We start from the raw sequence: 18,790 nt of genomic DNA, 5'->3' as shown, positions 1-18,790 counted from the left end.
GCGGATCCGTGGACAGCCTGCCGCCTGTGGAAAACTCCGTCACTCGATCGGGTGAATCCTGGTGGGGGGACCGCCACGGCGGCGCTCACACGGTGCCGAGACGGTCAGGACCGCTCGGTCACCACGGCCGGATCGTCCAGCACGGAGCGGACGACCGAGTGCGCCGCACCCAGCAAGGGGCCCTCCGGCCCCAGCCGGGAGACGGCCACCGGGCAGGCCGGGCCCGCCGTACGGCCCGTCAGTTCGGCTTCCAGGGATGGCAGCAACCAGGGGGAGAGGCTGGCCAGGGCACCGCCCAGGACCACCGTCTCCGGGTCGAGCAGGTTCACCGCTCCGGTCAGCGCGATGCCGAGCGCCGCTCCTGCGTCCCGCAGAGCCGCCCGTACACGTTCGTCGCCGTCCTCGGCGCGCCCTGCGAGCAGCCCCACCCGGTCCTCGCGCGGCTCCAGTCCGGCCGCGCGCAGCACGGCCTCTTCGCCGGCGTACTGCTCCAGGCAGCCACGGCCACCGCACGGGCAGGGCGGTCCGTCCGGTCGCACGGGTATGTGGCCCAGCTCGCCCGCGAAGCCCCGGGTGCCGCGCAGCAGTCCGCCGTCCACGACGACCGCTGCACCGATGCCGATCTCGGCGGACACATGCAGGAAGTCATGCGGGGTGTCCTCGCCGAGCCACAGCTCCGCGAGGGCACCGTAGTTGGCCTCGTTGTCCACGGTGAGCGGCCATTCGCCGGGCAGCAGGGCGCCGATGTCGGTGTCGTGCCAGTCGAGGTTCGGGGCGCGCACGACCGTACGGCCGTCCCTGGCCACGAGTCCGGGGACGGCGACGGCGAGCCCGGCAGGCCAGAGTTCCTCGCGCTGCGCCTCCGCGACGACCCGGCGCGCCAGCTGCCCCAGCTCCGCCGCCACGGCCTCGGGGGCCCGGTCACGGTTCCCCCCGCGTCGCACGGCCCGGGCGCGGACCGTGCCGCGCAGGTCGACCGCGCACACCGCGAGATGGTCGACGCCGATCTCTGCGCCGATCCCCGCCGGACCGCGGCCGCTCACCGCGAGTGCCGACCCGGGCCGGCCCACCCGGCCCGGCCGTTCCGGCCCCAGCTCCTCCAGCAGCCCCCAGCGGATCAGCTCGTCCACCAGCGTCGACACGGCAGCCCGCGTCAGCCCGATGCGCGAGGCGACCGCGGCCCGCGACAGCGATCCCTCGGCGCTGACGGCGTGCATCACGCGGGCCAGATTGCGCCGGCGCATGCCCTGCTGGGTGTCCGGCAGGGCGCGCCCGGAGCCCGACGGGCGGGCCTCGTGCAGCGGTGCGGTCATGCCTGCGTCGATCCTCGCTGTCCGCCGCCCGGCGTCACGCCTGCGGCCCGGTGTCCGTCCCCCGCTCCAGCAGCAGGGCCGCGTCGGAGAGTACCCCGGTGATCCGTTCCAGCGTCGCCTCGTCCCGCTCCACCGCCTCCAGCACCGGACCGGCGGCCGTGTTCCAGCGGCGTGCCACCGCGGCCGGGTCCTCGCCGGTGAGCAGCCCCGCGGCCTGCGCGGCGGCCCCGAGGGCGACCAGTTCCCGTGCCTCGGGTACCTGCACCGGCCGCCCCGACAGTCGCAGTACCGTCTGCTGCCAGGCCGTCCCGCGGGCCCCGCCACCGATCAGCAGCAGCGGGGTGCTGCGGTCCGCGTCCGGGTCCAGGACCAGGTCGAGGGCGCCGAGCAGCGCGTGCACGGCGCCGTCGTACGCGGCCTGGAGCAGCTGTCCTCCGGTCGTGTCGTGGCGCAGTCCGTGCAGCAGTCCGGAGGCGTGCGGCAGGCTCGGGGTGCGCTCGCCGTCCAGATACGGCAGCAGCGTCGCCTGCCCGCCGGGCTCGACGGCGTCCCGTTCCAGGCCCAGCAGTGCCGCGACGCGGTCGACGGCGAGCGTGCAGTTCAGGGTGCACGCCAGCGGCAGCCAGTCCCCGTGCGCGTCCGCGAAGCCCGCCACCGTGCCGGTCGGGTCGGCCGGGCGGCGCCGGGAGACGGCGTACACCGTGCCGGAGGTGCCGAGGCTGAGCACAGGGGTGCCCGGCCGCAGGCCGAGTCCCAGCGCCGCGGCCGCGTTGTCGCCGGTCCCCGCGGCGACCAGTGTGCCCTTGGAGAACGGCAGATCGTGGCTGTCGCGCACGGTGCCGGCCACCTCGCCCGGCCGCACCACGCGGGGCAGCAGCGCCGGGTCCAGCCCGACGTGCACCAGGGTCTCCTCGTCGTAGCCTTCTGTCCCGGACGCCCACCAGCCGGTTCCGGAGGCGTCGCCGCGGTCCGTCGTGCCCTGTCCCGTCAGGCGCTCGGTGAGGTAGTCGTGGGGAAGCCGCACCGCGCGCGTGGCGCGCACCGCCTGCGGCTCGTGCTCGGCCAGCCACGCCCATTTGGTGACCGTGAACGACGCGCCGGGCACGCTGCCGGTGCGCTCCGCCCAGGCCTTCGGCCCGCCCAGCTCCTCCACCAGTCGGCGGGCCTGCGGAGCCGAGCGGACGTCGTTCCACAGCAGCGCGGGACGCACCGGCTCGCCACGTTCGTCCAGGGTGACCAGTCCGTGCTGCTGGCCGCCGATCGACATCGCCGCCGCCTCGTGCGCCGCGTCACCGCACTGGCGCAACGCCTCGCACAGCGCGTCCCACCACTGACGCGGATCACTCTCGCGGCCCGCCACGGAGGACACGGTGTGCGGCGCCTGGCCGCTCGCCACCACCTGCCCGGTCGACGCGTCGACGACCAGTGCCTTCGTGGACTGGGTGGATGTGTCCACGCCGACGACGAGCGGACCCTCGGCTGCTGACATCGGGCTCTCCTCTCTTCCGCGGCTCTGCGGTATCTGCATCTTGTCTCTTCCCAGAGGTGCGTGCGCATACTAATTTGTAAACGGCCATGACGAAATAGTTGACGCAGCAAGGGAGCCGCGGCATGAGCTACCAGCCCACCCCCGAGGACAGGTTCACCTTCGGCCTGTGGACCGTCGGCTGGCAGGGAAGGGACCCCTTCGGCGACGCCACCCGTCGTGCCCTCGACCCGGTCGAGACGGTCCGGCGACTGGCCGAGCTGGGCGCCCACGGGGTGACGTTCCACGACGACGACCTGATCCCCTTCGGCGCCTCGGACACCGAGCGCGAATCGCACGTCAAGCGGTTCCGCCAGGCTCTGGACGCCACCGGTATGACCGTCCCGATGGCCACCACCAACCTCTTCACGCATCCCGTGTTCAAGGACGGCGCGTTCACCGCCAACGACCGCGACGTGCGCCGCTACGCACTGCGCAAGACCATCCGCAACATCGACCTCGCGGTTGAACTGGGCGCGAAGACCTATGTCGCCTGGGGCGGCCGCGAGGGCGCCGAGTCCGGTGCCGCCAAGGACGTACGCGCCGCCCTCGACCGCATGAAGGAGGCCTTCGACCTCCTCGGCGAGTACGTCACCGCCCAGGGCTACGACCTCCGCTTCGCCATCGAGCCCAAGCCGAACGAGCCACGCGGCGACATCCTGCTGCCCACCGTCGGCCACGCCCTGGCCTTCATCGAGCGGCTGGAGCGCCCCGAGCTGTACGGTGTCAACCCCGAGGTCGGGCACGAGCAGATGGCCGGCCTGAACTTCCCGCACGGCATCGCGCAGGCTCTGTGGGCGGGCAAGCTGTTCCACATCGACCTCAACGGCCAGTCCGGCATCAAGTACGACCAGGACCTGCGGTTCGGCGCCGGTGACCTGCGGGCGGCGTTCTGGCTGGTCGACCTGCTGGAGAGTGCCGGTTACGAGGGGCCGCGCCACTTCGACTTCAAGCCGCCGCGGACCGAGGACCTGGACGGCGTGTGGGCGTCGGCCGCGGGCTGCATGCGCAACTACCTGATCCTGAAGGAGCGTTCGGCCGCCTTCCGGGCCGACCCGGAGGTCCAGGAGGCACTGCGCGCTTCGCGCCTGGACCAGCTGGCCCAGCCGACCGCGGCCGACGGCCTTCAGGCCCTGCTCACCGACCGTACGGCCTTCGAGGACTTCGACGTGGAGGCGGCGGCCGCCCGCGGGATGGCCTTCGAGCGCCTCGACCAGCTGGCGATGGACCACCTGCTCGGAGCACGCGGCTGACCGACCGCACGCACGCGTGCCCTTGCCGGGCACGAGACGGGGCTGGGGAGCGCAGCCGCATCACACGCCGCTCTCCCCGGCCCTCGTTGATCGCCACCGAGCCCGACCGGTCACGAGGTCGACGCCGGAGCCGGGGTACTCCCCGGATCGTGCCGATGCTGTGGTGGCGTCACCTCACACTTCTTTGCCGTCCGCGGACTTCATCCTGACGGGCTCCACGCGCTGTGCGTCCTCCGTCTCCGTTTCGAGGCGAGCCACGGCCAGGGCGGCAGCCGGATCGCGGTCGGGCCCGCCCGCCGGGATCCAGCGACCGCCCTCGTCCCGGTACGGCCACCAGCGTCCGTCCGGGTCCGGACGCAACTGAACTCCTTCGCCGGGCACGGTCCATTGGTTGCCGTGCCGGTCGAACGACGGCAGCTCGTCCGCCTCCCAGGCCGTTTCCAGCGCCGCACGCGCGCGTGCGAGCGCCGCACCCCGTACCGGCCGTTCCTCGTCCAGCACGGCCAAGGCCGCCGGGCCCCCGGCGCGCCAGGCCCGGACGGCGGTCGTCAAGCCCTCAAGGCCGCGGCCGGACGCTTCGGCGAGCCGGTCGGTGACCGAGCCGGCGGGCGCTGCGCAGGCGAGGCGTACGGCGTCCTGTGCCGCTGTCAGGGCCGCGCCGCCTCGCACGTCCCCACGAAGAACGTTTGCCAGCAGCCGGTACGCCTCCACGGCGGTGCGGTCCGCCAGGTGCTCCAATGCCACAGGATCGATCCCGGGCGCCGCGGCAGCACCGGTGTCGAGACGTGGTGGTGTACCGGGCACCGGGGGGAGTCCGGGCAGCCCGGGGAGCGGAGGCAGGATGTCACCGGTCGCCCATGCCTCCGTCGCGTCCACACCTTCGGCCACGCGCGCGTCGGTTTCCGTCGGGGACGCGGACGCGCTCCCACGCGCCTGCAGCTCCGCGAGGAAGAACTCTCGCTCCCGGCCGCGCAACAGCAGGAGCAGAAACGGATCTTCGTCCAGTAGGCGGGCCACCTGGTGGCACAGCGCGGCGGTGTGCCCGCAGTGGTCCCACGTTCCGCAGTCGCACTCCGGCTCCAGATCGCCGAGGCCCGGTAGCAGATCGATCCCGCTCACCGCGGCGTCCTCGATCAGATGCGGAGGCAGCTCCCGGTCGAGCAGCGCCGCCATGTGCCCGGCCTGCTCCCTGGCCACGTCAAGGAACCGGGCCCACTCCTCCTCGGACAGCTCCGGCAGCAGCACGTCGGCCCGGTGGGCCGCGCCGCCGGGCTCGCGTACGACGGCTGTGACGCGGCCCGGCCGTACGGTCATCGCGCCCACGCCGCCCGCGCGCGCGAGCCGGCGCCCCGCCGTGACCGCCGCGTTGTCCAACGCCCCGTCCTCCAGTGCTCGCAGCCAGGCGCGGCCCCACCAGGTCCGCGCGAACGCCTGCCCGCGCGCGGGAGGTTGCGCGGCGAACGCGCGCCCGGCCACGCGCGTGTGCTTCTCGTCGTAATGGTTCATCGCGCCTCCCCGCGCAGTTCCACCAGCGCGGCCAGTTCCGTGTCGGTCAACTCCGTCAGTGCGGCCTCGCCGGTGGCGAGCACAGCGTCCGCCAACTCGCGCTTGCGGGCGAGCATCTCCGCGATCCGGTCCTCGAGAGTGCCCTCGGCGATCAGCCGGTGCACCTGCACCGGACGGGTCTGCCCGATGCGGTACGCGCGGTCGGTGGCCTGCGCCTCGACCGCAGGATTCCACCAGCGGTCGTAGTGCACGACATGCGCGGCCCGCGTGAGGTTGAGGCCCGTCCCGGCGGCCTTCAAGGACAGCAGGAACACGGGCACTTCACCCTCCTGGAAGCGCCGAACCATCGCCTCGCGGGCGGTGACCGGTGTCCCGCCGTGCAGCAGCAGCGAGGGCACGCCACGGTCCGTCAGATGCCGCTCGAGCAGGCGGGCCATGCGCACGTACTGCGTGAAGACGAGCACGCCCGAACCCTCCGAGAGGATCGTGCCGAGCAGTTCGTCCAGCAGCTCCAGCTTCCCGGAGCGCCCCGTGAGCCGCGGCTCGTCCTCCTTGAGGAACTGCGCCGGGTGGTTGCAGATCTGCTTCAGGCCGGTCAGCAACTGCACGATCAGGCCCCGGCGGGCCATGGCGTCGGTGGCCGCGATCCGGTCCAGTGTCTCGCGGGCCAACGCCTCGTACAGTTCAGCCTGTTCGGGTGTGAGGGCCACGTGGCGGTCGCTCTCGGTCTTCGGCGGCAGCTCGGGCGCGATGCCGGGGTCCGACTTCCGCCGCCGCAGCAGGAACGGCCGCACGAGCTTCGAGAGCCGGCCCGCAGCAGCCGGGTCGAGGCCTCCCTCAACCGGCTGCGCATACCGCGCGCGGAAGGCACCGAGCCGGCCGAGCAGACCGGGCGTCGTCCAGTCGAGGATCGCCCACAGTTCCGTGAGGTTGTTCTCCACGGGGGTGCCGGTGAGCGCCACACGCGTGCGTGAGCCGATCGAGCGCAGGGCCCGCGAGGTCGCCGCGTAGGGGTTCTTCACGTGCTGAGCCTCGTCGGCCGCGACCAGACCCCAGGGCACCTCGGCGAGCCGCTCCGCGTCGAGGCGCATGGTGCCGTATGTGGTGAGTATGAACTCCCCGGACGCGACGGAACCGAGATCACGCCCGGGCCCGTGGAACCTGCGCACCGGCACACCGGGAGCGAACCGCTCGATCTCGCGCTGCCAGTTGCCGATCAGGGAGGCCGGGCAGACGACGAGCGTCGGGCCGGCGGACGAGGCGTCCGTCTGCCGGTACAGATGCAGTGCGATCAGTGTGACGGTCTTGCCGAGGCCCATGTCGTCGGCGAGGCAGCAACCCAGGCCGAGGGAGGTCATGCTGGCCAGCCAGCCGAGGCCATCCAACTGGTAGTCCCGCAAAGTGGCGGACAGGCCCGGTGGGGGGCCGACCGCGCGCACCGGCTCGGGGTCCGTGAGCCGCTCCCGGAGCCGTTCCAGCCACCCTGTCGAGCGCACGTCGACCAGTTGGCCGTCGACCTCGGTCGACCCCGTCAGCGCGGCGGCCAGCGCCTCGACGGGAGCCACCCGTCGGTCGTGCAGGTTTCGGGCGTGGTCCGCCTGTTGCGGGTCGACCAGGGCCCATCCGTCGTGCAACCGCACCAGGGGCCGTTTGACCTCTGCGAGCCGGCCAAGCTCCGCCCGGGTCAGCTCCCGCCCGCCCAGAGTGAAACCCCAGGAGAAATCGACGGAGGTGCCTGCCGAATGGAATGCCGAGGGAGCCGGGGCATCCCCTGGGGCGGACCTGCCGTCGTCCGGCGAACCGACGGTCGCGTACACGGTCAGGTCGCGCGACAGCTCCTTCGGCCAGTGCACGTCGACGCCCGCCGCGGCCAGTGCGCCGCTGCCCTCTCCCAGCAGTTCGGCGATCTCGTCGTCGGCGAGGCCCACGGCGTCCGGCACGGCGGCGGTGAGCAGGGGAGTCAACGGCGGCCAGGCACGGGCCGCGCGGCGCAGTGCCAGCAGCGCGTCCGTACGCGCGCGCGTGCCGAACGACTCGTGTCCCTGTCCGGTGTCGCTCCACAGACCGGCGGCGTCCATGACGTCCGGCGCCCCGCTCGGCCCGTGTACTTGCAGCACCGCGCGGAACCGTACCCGTCCGTCGTCCTGCTCCGCGGCAGGGTCGAGCCCGGAGACCTCCACGCGCAGCGACAGCCGTATGCCGGCGTCATGGGCGGCGGCGACGTCGTCCGCCCAGGCCCGCAGCTCGGGCAGGCGCTGCGGCTCGGGCGTCGCGTACGCGGGACCACCAGTCACCCAGGAGGCCGCGGGAGAGCGCGGGAGCATGTCGGCGACCGCGTCCAGGTACGCCCGGAGCAGTCGTTCCGGGTCGGGCAGCCGGGCCGGCTCACCGGCCGTGAGCGGCACCGCGTGGGCCTCCGGGGGCATGGCGGCGGCGAGTTCGCGCACCAGCTCCGCGTCCTGTGCGGACAGTGGGCCCACCCGCCAGGCGTCGTGATCGCCCGCGGACAGACCCGGTAGAAGCAGTCCGCGCGCGAGGAAATGGAGGGCCAATCCGCAGGCAGCTGCCCAGAAGCCGACCGAGCGGTGGCCCTCCGGGAATGCACGCGTGCGCGTGAGCAGCGGCAGGGCATCGTGCACGGGAAGCAGGACCGCGGGGATACGGACCTGTTCGACACCGCCGTCCTCGGCGGGCAGTACGACGTCCAGCTCTGTCGCGGAGCCACCAGGGACGGTGGGCGGGGTCGCACAATCCCAGCGCCAGAAGGCGAAACTACCTGTGCGCGCCGGGTCGGACGGCAGGAACACGACGCAGCAGCGGGCCAGTTCGGAGAATTCCGAGGGGGGTGCCGTGGGGATGGTCTGCACAGCTCTGCCGCACTCCTCAAATTTGACTACCATGGTTGGAGTCGCCGAGGGTACAGCACACCGCGGGTGTCACCCGGCATACCGGCTTCATGATCAAGGTCACTTCACAATCTGTTCGATCCGCGGGGGCGCAGCGGGACCGTTCACGGAGCACGGGCGGGGCGTGGGCCATGGCGTCACTGCGTCCGGCGGTCGCTGTGGCCGGGCCGGAAAGCGGGTGAGAGAGAATCGAAATTGCTCGTACCGGGGCCGACACCGGGCGTGTGGGCGAGCGATACTGCGAGCAGAGCCCGGGCTGGGAGAAGGGGCGGATTGCGCGCGGCCCCGGCAGGACCATTAGGGGGCGGGCCTCGGGGATGTCTCAGGGTCGGGGTCCGGAACCGCGGGGAGCGCGGGGCCGTTTTCTGAGCAGAGAGCGGCAGTGGCCGCGAAGGAGGCGACGCTCATGTCCAAGAACGCGAAGATCGCCGCAGGAGGCGTGGCGGTCGGGCTGATCCTGCTCATATGGCTGCCCTGGTGGGTGTCATTCCTGATCGTGATCGGGGTCCCCGTGGCCGCGTATCTGGCGCTGGACCCCTCGCAGCGGCGCAGGCTCCGCAGGGTGACTCGTAAGGAACTCGGTCGCTGAGGCGGCGGCGGACAGCCGGAGACGCTCCGCCCGGCCCCGCGCGGGCGTAGACGCTCGAACAGGCACCCGCGGAGGTCCGGGCGGTTCCGAGGCCCGCCGTCGCCGGAAGTGCGGTTCCCGGGGTCGGTTACGGGCGTCTGGTCCAGGCAGCGGGTGACGGCGGCCCCGGTCGAGGGCCGCCTGCTCTCAGATGGGCCGTACGGCCATCCTGTCGAGCGCCTCCAGCAGACCCGGCAGCTCGGGGCCCCGGCCCACCGGCAGGACCTCGCCGGGTTCCTCGTCCAGCAGGACGAACGCGATGTCGTCGGTGCGGGCCACCATCGACCAGCCGGGCCCGTCGGCGCGCAGCGTACGTGCGTCTCCCGGGGCGAACGACGAGCGCACCCTGCCGAGCGGCGGCGGTGAGTCGACGTAGGCACGTGCCTCCGCGAGTACCCGCTTCACACCGCGGTGGCCGCTGCGTGGCACCTTTCCGCCGTCCGGCGCGGGTTCGGCGGACGCGCCGGCTTCCGTGCCCTGCGTCGAGAGCTCGGCGGCCTGCGCCGGCTCGTCCGGCGTGGAGAACTTCTCGTCGTTGATCTGGTCCCGCCAGGCCGCCCACTGCAAGGCGATCTCGTCGGCGCCCAGGCGGCGCTGGGCCGGTCCCCAGGTGCTGGTGTCCGGCGGGCTCAGCGGGGGCCCCTCCGTCACCTCGGGAGCGGGGTCGTGCGGTGCGGGGACCCCAGGGGCCGACACGGCGACTGCCAGGGGCCAGCCCGGCAGCGCGGCCACGACCGCGCGCTCGTCCGGCGACAGTTCGTACTCCATGCCGCAGTCCCAGGACGCGATCGCCACGGCGACCAGCGAGACGTCGTCGATGACGACCGTCCAGCGCGCGCCGTCACCGTCCTGGCCCAGCACCAGGCCGTACCCGTCGGCACGGGGCGCCAGCCCCAGCGCCATGCATGCCTCCGGATAGTCGTCGCCCAGCACGCTCGGAAACTGCGCCGGCGTCAGCAGCACCGCCGTCAGTACGTACAGCGCCTCGTCCGCGGCGGCGACGGCCGCATCGTCCGTTCCGGCCATCCCAGCCTCCCCAGTGGTTCGTCCAACGGCGCGCACCCTAGTGCGAGCGCAAGCCCCTTGTCACGACAGCCCACACCACTCGGAGCTGCTGGTTTCCACCTGGACAGGGGCGAAACGGCCACGTCGGACCGGAGGCGTCGCCATGGTTCGGAGCGGGCCGGGCGGATCGCGGGCCACCGTCGCCGCTGTCTCGAACATGTTGTGTGTGCACAGCCGCCGCGCTCCACCCGGCCGTCGCCAAGAGCTCATCCGTGGTCACCCACCGTAGAGTTGGACTTTCGTCGGAAGAGTCGGAAGAAGAGGGACGATGTGGTGAAGCGGTTCGAGCGGCTCGATCGGATCCGTCGGCTGGATCCGGTGGCGGACGCGGTGGAGATCTACCGGCTGAGTGCGGCGTTCGAGTTCCCCTGGGACTACACGCGCGCCCTTGAACTGGCCCTGTACCGCACCTATGCCGTGCCGAGCATCGGCCGGCTGCTCGCCGAGACGGGGGAGCTGACCGAGCGTACGCAGAAGCGGTACGACGACACCGTGCTGCTCCTCGACACCATCGTCGAGCACGGCTTCGCCGCCGAGGAGGGCCGAACGGCGATCCGGCGCATCAACCAGATGCACGGCAGCTACGACATCAGCGACGACGACATGCGCTATGTCCTGAGCACCTTCGTCGTGGTGCCCAGGCGCTGGATCGACGCCTACGGATGGCGGCGGCTGTCCCGGCACGAGATCGTCGCCGCGACCGAGTACTACCGCACTCTCGGCCGGCACATGGGCATCCCCGCCATCCCCGCGACCTATGAGGAGTTCGAGGCGCTCCTCGACTCCTACGAGCGCGATCACTTCGGCTGGGACGAGCGGGCCCGGCAGGTATCCGACGCCACCCTCGACCTGATGGCGTCCTGGTATCCGCGCCCGTTGGCGCCGGTGCTGCGCACGGCGACGCTGGCGCTGCTCGACGAGCCGCTGCTGCGTACGTTCCGTTACGCGCCACCCGGCGCTGCCACGACCGCGTTGGTGCGCCGCGCGGTACGCACGCGTGGCAGGCTCGTCCGGCTGCTGCCGCCACGCAGCGCTCCCCACTTCGCGCGCCAGAACCGCGAGATCAAGGGCTATCCGACCGGCTACCGCGTCGGCGGCCTGGGGACCCGTCCGACTCCCGGACTGCGTGGCTGCCCGGTGCGGCACCGGGACGTCTCAGCAGTCGACACCACCGATTGACGCGAGCGCGCCGCACCGTCAGCACCCGGTCCCCCTTCCGCAGCCCGAGATCGGTCACGGCGGCCGTGTAGGCGGGGCCGTCGTCGGGGAACCTGCTGTCCCAGTCGGCCGCCCGGACACCGAAGAACTCTTGCACGTGTGTGTGGTCTTCGCTCATGCTCCGCATAATCCCTCACCGTCACGGGGGATACATAGGCGCACATGTTCGGGCCGGACGCGATCGTTCCGTCGCATCCGCCTGTCATATTCCAGCACCTTTCGAAATGCGCCCCCTGTATGCGCCCGTGCCCCCTAGCGTCCCTTGGCCATGGGACACTTGGACCACGCCGCCTTCGGCTGGCTGACCCCCGTGCTGTCGTACCTGATGGCCTGTACGGGCGCGGCACTCGGACTGCGCTGCACCGTCCGCGCGCTCGCCACCACCGGCCGCTCGCGCCGCAACTGGCTCGTCACCGCAGCATCCGCGATCGGGACGGGCATCTGGACCATGCACTTCGTGGCTATGCTCGGCTTCCGCGTCAGCGGCACCGGCATTCGCTACGACATACCCCTGACCATCCTCAGCCTCCTCGTCGCGATGGTCGTGGTCTGCGCCGGTGTCTTCGCCGTCGGCTACAGCCGCGATCGCAACCGGGCGCTGCTGCTCGGCGGACTCACCACCGGGCTGGGCGTCGCCAGCATGCACTATCTGGGCATGGCGGCGGTGCGGCTGCACGGCGACGTCCGGTACGACCCCGTCCTCGTCGGACTGTCCGTGCTGATCGCCGTCGTGGCGGCGACCGTGGCCCTGTGGGCCGGCCTCAACATCACGTCGCCCCGTGCGGTCACCGTCGCCTCCCTCGTCATGGGGGCGGCCGTCAGCAGCATGCACTACACCGGGATGTTCGCGGTGAGCGTGCGTGTGAACCCCTCCGGCGAGGCCCTGCCCGGGGCCACGGCGATGCAGTTCATCTTCCCCCTCGCCGTCGGCCTCGGGTCCTATCTCTTCATCACCTCGGCGTTCGTCGCCCTCTCGCCCACGGCCGACGAGCGTGAGGCCTCCGCCTCCGCGCAGCGGCCTGTCGAGACCGTTGCCCGCTAGGGGGAGCCAGGCCGGAGCACCCCCGACCCACGTCCCGATCGAGGAGGCCATGCGCCCGCCCCGTACCGCCCCGAAAGCCGATGCCTCGGCACATGCCCCGCGCGGCCGCCGTGCGCACGCCGGACCGCCTGCCGACGAGGTCGCCGACCTGCTTGTCGGCGCGTCTCCGGCACAGGCACGCGCGCGTGGGAGCCGCCGGTACCTGCGGCCCCGTACCGTGCGCGCCAAGGTCGTCAGCCTGCTGATGGTGCCCGTCGTCTCCCTGCTGTCCCTGTGGGCCTACGCCACCGTCAGCACCGCCCAGGACGTCGCCCGGCTGCGCCAGTCCCAGCAGGTCGACGCCGACCTGCGGACGCCGGTGGCCGCGGCAGTCGCCGTGCTCCAGGCCGAGCGCGCCGCAGCCGTGCGCCACGTCCTCTCACCCGGCGCGGCCGACGGCAGCGATCTCCAAGGCCTGGCCGACCGCACCGACCGGGCCGTGGCCGAGCTGCGCCTCGGTGGCGACAACACCGTTGCTGCCAGCGAGGAACTGCCCGCTGACGTCTCCGGGCGCCTCGCCGTCTTCGTCACAGGCGCCGAGCACCTGCGTGCGCTACGGACGGCTGTACACGACCACAGAACCGGATGGGGCGCGGTGTACGCGCAGTACACGAAGACCATCGGCGCGGCCTTCGCCGTGGACGGTGCTCTGACCGGCATCCAGCAGGCCGACGTCGGCTCCGATGCGCGCGTACTGCTCGAATTCTCCCTGGCCGCCGAGGCGCTGGCTCAGGAGGACGCGCTGCTCGGCGGCAGCACGGACGGCCTTCAGGGCGAGCGGCTGCGGCTGTTCGGCGCCGCCGTCGCCGCGCGCCGCACCTTCACCGACACGGCCGTTGCCGATCTTCCGACCGCCCAGCGCACCGCCTGGCGGGATCTGTCCCGCAGCGCCTCCTACACGGCCCTCGGGGCGGCCGAGGATAAGATCCTCACCGCTGGGCCCGGTGGCAGGCCGACCGGGGCGGCATCGCAGGCCGCCTGGAGTGCCGCCCACGCGCGCGTGCAGGACGGCATGCGGAGCATTGCGACGGGCACGGGCCGGAACGTCGCGGGCCGCGCCGACCCGGTGACCCGCGGACTGCTCAGCCCCGCCGGTGCTGCCGTAGTCCTCGGCCTGGCCGCTGTCGCCGCCTCACTCGTCATCTCCGTGCGCATCGGACGCGGACTCGTGGTCGAACTCGTGAGCCTGCGCAACGACGCCCTGGACATCGCCCGCCGCAAACTCCCGGAAGCGATGCGCAGACTACGTGCGGGCGAAGAACTCGACATCGAGGCGGAGGCCCCGGCAGGACCACCGGCCGAGGACGAGGCGGGCCAGGTGTCGGAAGCCCTGACCACCGTCCACCGTGCTGCCCTGCACGCCGCCCTGGAGCGCGCCGAGCTCGCCAGTGGCATCTCAGGGGTCTTCGTCAACCTCGCGCGTCGCAGCCAGGTGTTGGTCCACCGTCAGCTCAGCCTCCTCGACAGCATGGAACGCCGTTCCGACGATCCCGACGAACTGAGCGACCTGTTCCGCCTGGACCACCTCACCACCCGGATGAGGCGCCACGCCGAAAGCCTGATCATCCTCTCGGGTGCGGCACCCGGCCGTGCCTGGCGCATGCCCGTGACCCTCACGAACGTCGTACGAGCCGCCGTATCGGAAGTCGAGGACTACGCGCGCGTGGAGGTCCGTCAGTTCCCCGAGACGCACGTCATCGGTGCCGCCGTCGCCGACCTCACCCACCTGCTCGCCGAACTCGTGGAGAACGCAGCCCAGTTCTCCCCGCCGCACACGCGCGTGCGTGTCACCGGCGAACCCGTCGGAAACGGTTACGCACTGGAGATCGAGGACCGAGGACTGGGCATGGGTGCCGAGACCCTCGCGGAGGCCAACCGGCGCATCGAACAGTCCGAGGCCCTCGACCTGTTCGACAGCGACCGCCTCGGACTCTTCGTCGTCAGCCGACTCGCCTCGCGGCACGAGGTGGGGGTGCACCTGCGGACCTCACCGTACGGCGGCACGACCGCCGTCGTCCTGCTGCCCACGGCCCTGCTCCACGGCGCTTCGAAGGAACCCCCCGCTCCGCACCCCGAACAGGCCCGCCACGAGCAGGAACGCGCGTACGCGCGCGTGCCCGGCACGAGCGGAGTCCACGAGGCCGTCACCGCACGGCCGGACCGCCCCGCCCTCGCGGCCACCGCGCTCGGTCCGCACACCACGGCAGGCGAGCCCGGGCACCACGACAGGGACGAGGTGCAGGGCGGACATGGCATGACCGTCGAAACCCCGCTCCCTGGGGTCACCGCCCTGCGCCCGCACCACCCGCCGCACGACTCCGGGCCTTCCGACGACCTACCACGTCGTGTGCGTCAGGCGAGCCTCGCTCCCCAACTCCGGCAGCAACGCCCCGAAGAAGCGGCGCCCGATCGGCGCTGGGACGACCGGCGCACCCCCGAAGTGGTGCGGGACCGCATGGCGGCCTACCGCGACGGCTGGGCGCGCGGCGGCGGCAGACAGCCCGGACGCGGAGCCGCCCCGGGCCCCGTAACGGCCAGTGACGACAGCAGCGAAGGAGACCCGGCATGATCCAGGACCCCCACATGAGCGCCGGCCGACGATCCGGCGAGCTGGACTGGCTGCTCGACGACCTGGTGATGCGCGTGAGGGAGGTACGGCACGCCGTCGTGCTCTCCAACGACGGGCTGGCCGTCGGGGCCTCCACCGGCCTCACACGCGAGGACGCCGAGCATCTCGCCGCCGTCGCCTCCGGCTTCAACAGCCTCGCCAAGGGCGCGGGTCGGCACTTCGGAGCGGGCGGGGTGCGCCAGACCATGGTCGAGATGGACGACGCGTTCCTGTTCGTGGCCGCGGCGGGGGAAGGTTCCTGCCTCGCCGTGCTCACCACGGTCACCGCGGACATCGGGCTGGTCGCCTACGAGATGGCGCGCCTGGTCAAGCGGGTCGGCGAGCACCTCCACACGCCACTGCGCGTCGCAGCACAGCCGCCCGTCGCAGGATGAGCCGAAAGGCGCCACCGATGACCGAGAACCCGATGGACGGCCCGCGGGAGCCGGGAAGCCAGTGGTACGACGGCGAGGCCGGGCCCCTGGTCCGCCCGTACGCCTTGACGGGCGGACGCACCCAGGCCGGGCCCTCCGGGGTGCGTTTCGACCTGATCGCCCTCGTCACTCTCGACCCCGCGGCCCCGGCTCTCGATGACGAGACGGCGCTCGGCCCCGAACACCGGACCCTGATCCGGCTGTGCTGCACGGAGACGCAGTCCGTTGCCGAACTCGCCGCGGACGCCGACCTTCCCGTCGGCGTGGTCAGGGTGCTCCTCGGGGACCTCCTGGAACTCGGCCGTGTGGTCATCAGCCGCCCTGTGCCCCCGGCACACCTGCCCGACGAGCGGATTCTGCGCGAGGTCATCGCCGGATTGCGGGCGCTGTAGATGACCGCGCGGAGCGCTTCACACGCCTCGCCCCATCCCCATCCGGGCGCGTTGTGCCTCCGACCGGGCGCGAGTCGCTCATCTCAGGTGTATTTCAGTCAAACTGCCCGCATGGCTGCCCTGTTTGTCACGATGTCGATGCCGTGCCCGGCGCGCGCGGATGTCGACCGCGACTGGCCCTCCCGAGAGAAGTGATCATGGCTTCCGAGCACTCCGACGTCACCGGCGACACCGCGCTGGCGCTGAAGATACTGGTCGCCGGAGGGTTCGGCGTGGGCAAGACGACCCTCGTCGGTGCCGTCAGCGAGATCCGGCCGTTGCGCACGGAGGAACTGCTCAGCGAGGCAGGGCAGTTGGTTGACGACACCGATGGTGTGGACCGCAAGGTCACCACCACCGTCGCCATGGATTTCGGGCGCATCACCATCCGCTCGGGACTGTCCCTCTACCTCTTCGGCACGCCGGGACAGGATCGCTTCTGGTTCCTCTGGGACGAGTTGTCCCAGGGCGCCCTCGGTGCCGTCGTCCTCGCCGACACAAGGCGCCTGGAGGACTGCTTCCCCGCCGTCGACTACTTCGAGCACCGGAGCATCCCGTTCGTGGTGGCCGTCAACTGCTTCGCGGGAGCCCGTTCCTACGACGCCCGCGATGTCTCCCGTGCCCTCGATCTCGACCACGGCACCCCCGTGGTGCTCTGCGACGCACGCGACCGGGACTCCGGCAAGGAAGTCCTGATCCGGCTCGTCGAGTATGCGGGCCGGATGCACACGGCCCGGATCCTCAACTCGGTCGGCTGAGCCGCGATATGGCGCCTCGTCGAGGTGTTCCCGTCCGCGACGGAAGCGGCCCGTCCCTGCCCGGCGGGAGTCGGCCGGCCGCCGCGTCAGTGCTTTCGTCGTCGCGCAAGGCGGCCGGGTTGGCCGTATCTGTACCGTCCGGGGTGAAGGTCCGACATTGCCTGTCGGTCATCTTCTGTGCCATGCGCCGATCCGGCTTGCCCGGACGCCGGACGTGGTGAAGGCTGGCGGGGAGTTCCTCCAGTCAGGGGGACGTCACACGGGGAGACGGAGATGGCGCAGAACCAGGGACTCGGCTGGCTCCTGGACGATCTGACCGAGCGGGTGGACCATGTGCGACACGCGCTGGTCCTGTCGAACGACGGACTGGTCACGGGGGCGAGTACGGGCCTGCGCCGCGAGGACGCCGAGCACCTGGCTGCCGTGGCATCCGGGCTGCACAGCCTGGCCAAGGGGTCGGGGCGTCACTTCGGTGCCGGCAGTGTGCGTCAGACCATGATCGAGTACGACGACGCCGTGCTGTTCGTGACCGCGGCGGGCACCGGCAGTTGCCTGTGTCTGCTCAGCGGTGCGGAGGCCGACATCGGCCAGATCGCCTACGAGATGACCCTGCTCGTCAACCGCGTCGGCGAACACCTCGGTGTCGACGCCAGGCAACCCGAGCGAACCCCCAACCAGGACCTCTGAGCTGCACGTTTGCCTGCCCACGTGGAGTTATCCACAGGCTCGCCACGAGTTGCCCCGAACCGGCTACGGTGTGTGCACGGTTCGCGCACGAGGCGTGAGCCTCCACTTCACGGGGGAGCGACGACCATGTCGGCAAGCATCATCAGCACGTCCCGGCCCGCCATGTACACCCTGAGCCGTGCAGCTCGGGAACTGGGCCTCAAGCGCAGCGAGTTCGACCTCGCTGTGCATCTCGGTCACATCCGCACCGTGCCCGACGAGGGCGGGGGAGGAGCTCGGCGGGTGGAGCGCGCGGACCTCGACCGGCTCCGCGAGCGGAGCGACTTCCCGGAAACCCTCCGTGAGCGTGTCCAGGTTGTGGGCACCACCGAGGGCGCGGCGCTCATGAAGATCCCGGTTGGCCGCTTCACCCGCCTCGCCCGACTGGGACTTCTCGTGCCCGTACGCTGGTACGTGAACCGGTACCGCGCCGTGGTCTGGCTCTATCTGGCGGACGACCTGCGGCACTTCACCCTGTGCCCGGAGAACGCACACCTGCTCAAAGGACGCACCCCCGAGACCCTGCGCGGCCAGTTGGAAGCGGGAGTCGACCTGCGGGCCCGCAACTGGCGCGGACGGCACCTCGGCTTCCTGCTGCGGCAGGCCGAGGGACCGTGGGCGCGCGCCGGAGCCGTGGCCGCCTTCCTCGCACCCGTCGAGATCGCCGACGTCGTCAAGGATCCTTACGAACGCTCGTATGTGAACCGCTTCCGCCCCACGCCACCCGGCCACGGCCTCCCGGGATCGGCCGCGGCGCAACTCGCCGAGCGGATCACGACCGCGCAGGACGCGGACGAGATCGAGTGGCTGCGTGGCGAACTGGCCCACGTGCTGGTGGAGGCCCGCAATGTGACACCCGCCCCGCGCCCGGCCACCCGGCGCGCCGCGCCCTCCGTGCGAGCGGCTGCTCGCCCGATCCCGCCCCTGGCCCGAACGGTCACTCGGCACGCGGAGTCGGCGGCGCCGACGGGCATGATGATCATGGGGGTGCCGGGGCGGGACGAGGAGACGGCGGTCGGGGCATCCCAGGCTGCGAGTGAGCCGGTGGCGGGGCCGCGCTCGGTGGACGGTGCGTCCGGGGTGCAGACATCCGAGCCGCAGGGTGAGGCCGGGGTGGGGAAACCCGACCCCAGCGCCGGGCCGGTGCCTGCGGCACCGGACGAGCAGCGGAAGCCGGCGGCAAGGGCGGCCACGCCGGGCGGTGAGCAGCTGGCTGCGGTTGCCGAGCCGGACGCCAGGCCGACTCCGGGGGAGTCCGAAGGGCACGACGGTCCGGTATTCGGGGCGCCCTGGCCCGAGGACGGGGCGGCGGGCCGGGCCTTCGCGTGGCATCACGTG

At 72.1% G+C, this 18,790-nt stretch carries 14 protein-coding genes and 2 pseudogenes; 10 read left to right on the top strand and 6 right to left on the bottom strand.

Annotated features, from left to right (window positions below; all coding sequences use genetic code 11):
• Positions 1-104: 104 nt before the first annotated feature.
• On the bottom strand, positions 105-1,313 hold the full coding sequence (locus tag BIV23_RS06840; protein ID WP_071379834.1) for an ROK family transcriptional regulator: 1,209 nt from the start codon (positions 1,311-1,313) through the stop codon (positions 105-107).
• 34 nt (positions 1,314-1,347) lie between these two features.
• The gene (gene xylB / locus BIV23_RS06835) at positions 1,348-2,802 is read right to left on the bottom strand and encodes a xylulokinase (protein WP_071379833.1); all 1,455 of its coding nucleotides are present in this window, start codon (positions 2,800-2,802) and stop codon (positions 1,348-1,350) included.
• Between the two features lie 122 nt (positions 2,803-2,924).
• Between xylB and xylA the strand changes: the two genes are divergently transcribed.
• Complete coding sequence (gene xylA / locus BIV23_RS06830; protein WP_071379832.1) at positions 2,925-4,091, top strand: xylose isomerase; 1,167 nt, start codon at positions 2,925-2,927, stop codon at positions 4,089-4,091.
• Positions 4,092-4,265: 174 nt separating this feature from the next.
• Here the strand turns inward: xylA and BIV23_RS06825 are convergent, their stop codons facing one another.
• Positions 4,266-5,597, bottom strand: a complete 1,332-nt coding sequence (locus BIV23_RS06825) for an SWF or SNF family helicase (RefSeq protein ID WP_071379831.1) — start codon at positions 5,595-5,597, stop codon at positions 4,266-4,268.
• Positions 5,594-8,497 carry a DEAD/DEAH box helicase gene (locus BIV23_RS06820; protein WP_079172987.1) on the bottom strand — a complete coding sequence of 968 codons (2,904 nt, stop codon included), beginning with the start codon at positions 8,495-8,497 and terminating at the stop codon, positions 5,594-5,596. The genes BIV23_RS06825 and BIV23_RS06820 overlap by 4 nt, the downstream gene beginning before the upstream one ends.
• A gap of 412 nt (positions 8,498-8,909) precedes the next feature.
• Between BIV23_RS06820 and BIV23_RS06815 the strand changes: the two genes are divergently transcribed.
• Positions 8,910-9,092 carry a hypothetical protein gene (locus tag BIV23_RS06815; RefSeq protein WP_071379915.1) on the top strand — a complete coding sequence of 61 codons (183 nt, stop codon included), beginning with the start codon at positions 8,910-8,912 and terminating at the stop codon, positions 9,090-9,092.
• Between the two features lie 186 nt (positions 9,093-9,278).
• Here BIV23_RS06815 and BIV23_RS06810 read toward each other — a convergent pair whose 3' ends face one another.
• Positions 9,279-10,157: a hypothetical protein gene (locus BIV23_RS06810; protein WP_071379829.1), complete on the bottom strand. Its 879-nt coding sequence runs from the start codon at positions 10,155-10,157 to the stop codon at positions 9,279-9,281.
• A gap of 312 nt (positions 10,158-10,469) precedes the next feature.
• On the opposite strand from BIV23_RS06810, the gene BIV23_RS06805 reads away from it, so the two are divergent.
• Complete coding sequence (locus BIV23_RS06805) at positions 10,470-11,375, top strand: oxygenase MpaB family protein (protein ID WP_071379828.1); 906 nt, start codon at positions 10,470-10,472, stop codon at positions 11,373-11,375.
• Between the two features lie 19 nt (positions 11,376-11,394).
• On the opposite strand, the pseudogene BIV23_RS51595 reads toward BIV23_RS06805, so the two are convergent.
• Positions 11,395-11,532, bottom strand: a pseudogene (locus tag BIV23_RS51595) (SAM-dependent methyltransferase); the annotation flags it as partial.
• Positions 11,533-11,682: 150 nt separating this feature from the next.
• Between BIV23_RS51595 and BIV23_RS06800 the strand changes: the two are divergent.
• The 7 genes and pseudogenes from BIV23_RS06800 to BIV23_RS51590 form a co-directional block, all read left to right on the top strand.
• Positions 11,683-12,456 (top strand): MHYT domain-containing protein, encoded by a 774-nt coding sequence (locus BIV23_RS06800; protein WP_071379827.1) that lies wholly within the window; start codon positions 11,683-11,685, stop codon positions 12,454-12,456.
• 49 nt (positions 12,457-12,505) lie between these two features.
• Positions 12,506-15,064 (top strand): sensor histidine kinase, encoded by a 2,559-nt coding sequence (locus BIV23_RS06795; protein ID WP_177239753.1) that lies wholly within the window; start codon positions 12,506-12,508, stop codon positions 15,062-15,064.
• The gene (locus tag BIV23_RS06790) at positions 15,061-15,498 is read left to right on the top strand and encodes a roadblock/LC7 domain-containing protein (protein WP_071379826.1); all 438 of its coding nucleotides are present in this window, start codon (positions 15,061-15,063) and stop codon (positions 15,496-15,498) included. The genes BIV23_RS06795 and BIV23_RS06790 overlap by 4 nt, the downstream gene beginning before the upstream one ends.
• A 17-nt stretch (positions 15,499-15,515) precedes the next feature.
• Positions 15,516-15,929 carry a DUF742 domain-containing protein gene (locus BIV23_RS06785; RefSeq protein WP_071379825.1) on the top strand — a complete coding sequence of 138 codons (414 nt, stop codon included), beginning with the start codon at positions 15,516-15,518 and terminating at the stop codon, positions 15,927-15,929.
• Between the two features lie 197 nt (positions 15,930-16,126).
• Complete coding sequence (locus BIV23_RS06780) at positions 16,127-16,726, top strand: GTP-binding protein (RefSeq protein ID WP_071379913.1); 600 nt, start codon at positions 16,127-16,129, stop codon at positions 16,724-16,726.
• A 273-nt stretch (positions 16,727-16,999) separates the two neighbouring features.
• Positions 17,000-17,413, top strand: coding sequence for a roadblock/LC7 domain-containing protein (locus BIV23_RS06775; protein WP_071379824.1), 414 nt, complete (start codon positions 17,000-17,002; stop codon positions 17,411-17,413).
• 126 nt (positions 17,414-17,539) lie between these two features.
• Positions 17,540-18,376: pseudogene (locus BIV23_RS51590) on the top strand (DUF6397 family protein); the annotation flags it as partial.
• Between the last annotated feature and the right edge of the window lie 414 nt (positions 18,377-18,790).

The sequence above is a fragment of the Streptomyces monashensis genome (assembly GCF_001866665.1).
Taxonomy (GTDB): domain Bacteria; phylum Actinomycetota; class Actinomycetes; order Streptomycetales; family Streptomycetaceae; genus Streptomyces; species Streptomyces monashensis.
The sequence above is the reverse complement of the archived record's forward strand: the minus strand, read 5'-3'. Positions and strand labels throughout refer to the sequence as shown.

Bases quoted from the DNA above. Each gene is read 5' to 3' on its own strand.
- BIV23_RS06780 (WP_071379913.1), top strand. From the start codon at position 16,127: ATGGCTTCCGAGCACTCCGACGTCACCGGCGACACCGCGCTGGCGCTG.
- BIV23_RS06820 (WP_079172987.1), bottom strand. From the start codon at position 8,497: ATGGTAGTCAAATTTGAGGAGTGCGGCAGAGCTGTGCAGACCATCCCC.
- xylA (WP_071379832.1), top strand. From the start codon at position 2,925: ATGAGCTACCAGCCCACCCCCGAGGACAGGTTCACCTTCGGCCTGTGG.
- BIV23_RS06800 (WP_071379827.1), top strand. From the start codon at position 11,683: ATGGGACACTTGGACCACGCCGCCTTCGGCTGGCTGACCCCCGTGCTG.
- BIV23_RS06810 (WP_071379829.1), bottom strand. From the start codon at position 10,157: ATGGCCGGAACGGACGATGCGGCCGTCGCCGCCGCGGACGAGGCGCTG.
- BIV23_RS06785 (WP_071379825.1), top strand. From the start codon at position 15,516: ATGACCGAGAACCCGATGGACGGCCCGCGGGAGCCGGGAAGCCAGTGG.
- xylB (WP_071379833.1), bottom strand. From the start codon at position 2,802: ATGTCAGCAGCCGAGGGTCCGCTCGTCGTCGGCGTGGACACATCCACC.
- BIV23_RS06795 (WP_177239753.1), top strand. From the start codon at position 12,506: ATGCGCCCGCCCCGTACCGCCCCGAAAGCCGATGCCTCGGCACATGCC.
- BIV23_RS06825 (WP_071379831.1), bottom strand. From the start codon at position 5,597: ATGAACCATTACGACGAGAAGCACACGCGCGTGGCCGGGCGCGCGTTC.
- BIV23_RS06775 (WP_071379824.1), top strand. From the start codon at position 17,000: ATGGCGCAGAACCAGGGACTCGGCTGGCTCCTGGACGATCTGACCGAG.
- BIV23_RS06840 (WP_071379834.1), bottom strand. From the start codon at position 1,313: ATGACCGCACCGCTGCACGAGGCCCGCCCGTCGGGCTCCGGGCGCGCC.
- BIV23_RS06815 (WP_071379915.1), top strand. From the start codon at position 8,910: ATGTCCAAGAACGCGAAGATCGCCGCAGGAGGCGTGGCGGTCGGGCTG.
- BIV23_RS06790 (WP_071379826.1), top strand. From the start codon at position 15,061: ATGATCCAGGACCCCCACATGAGCGCCGGCCGACGATCCGGCGAGCTG.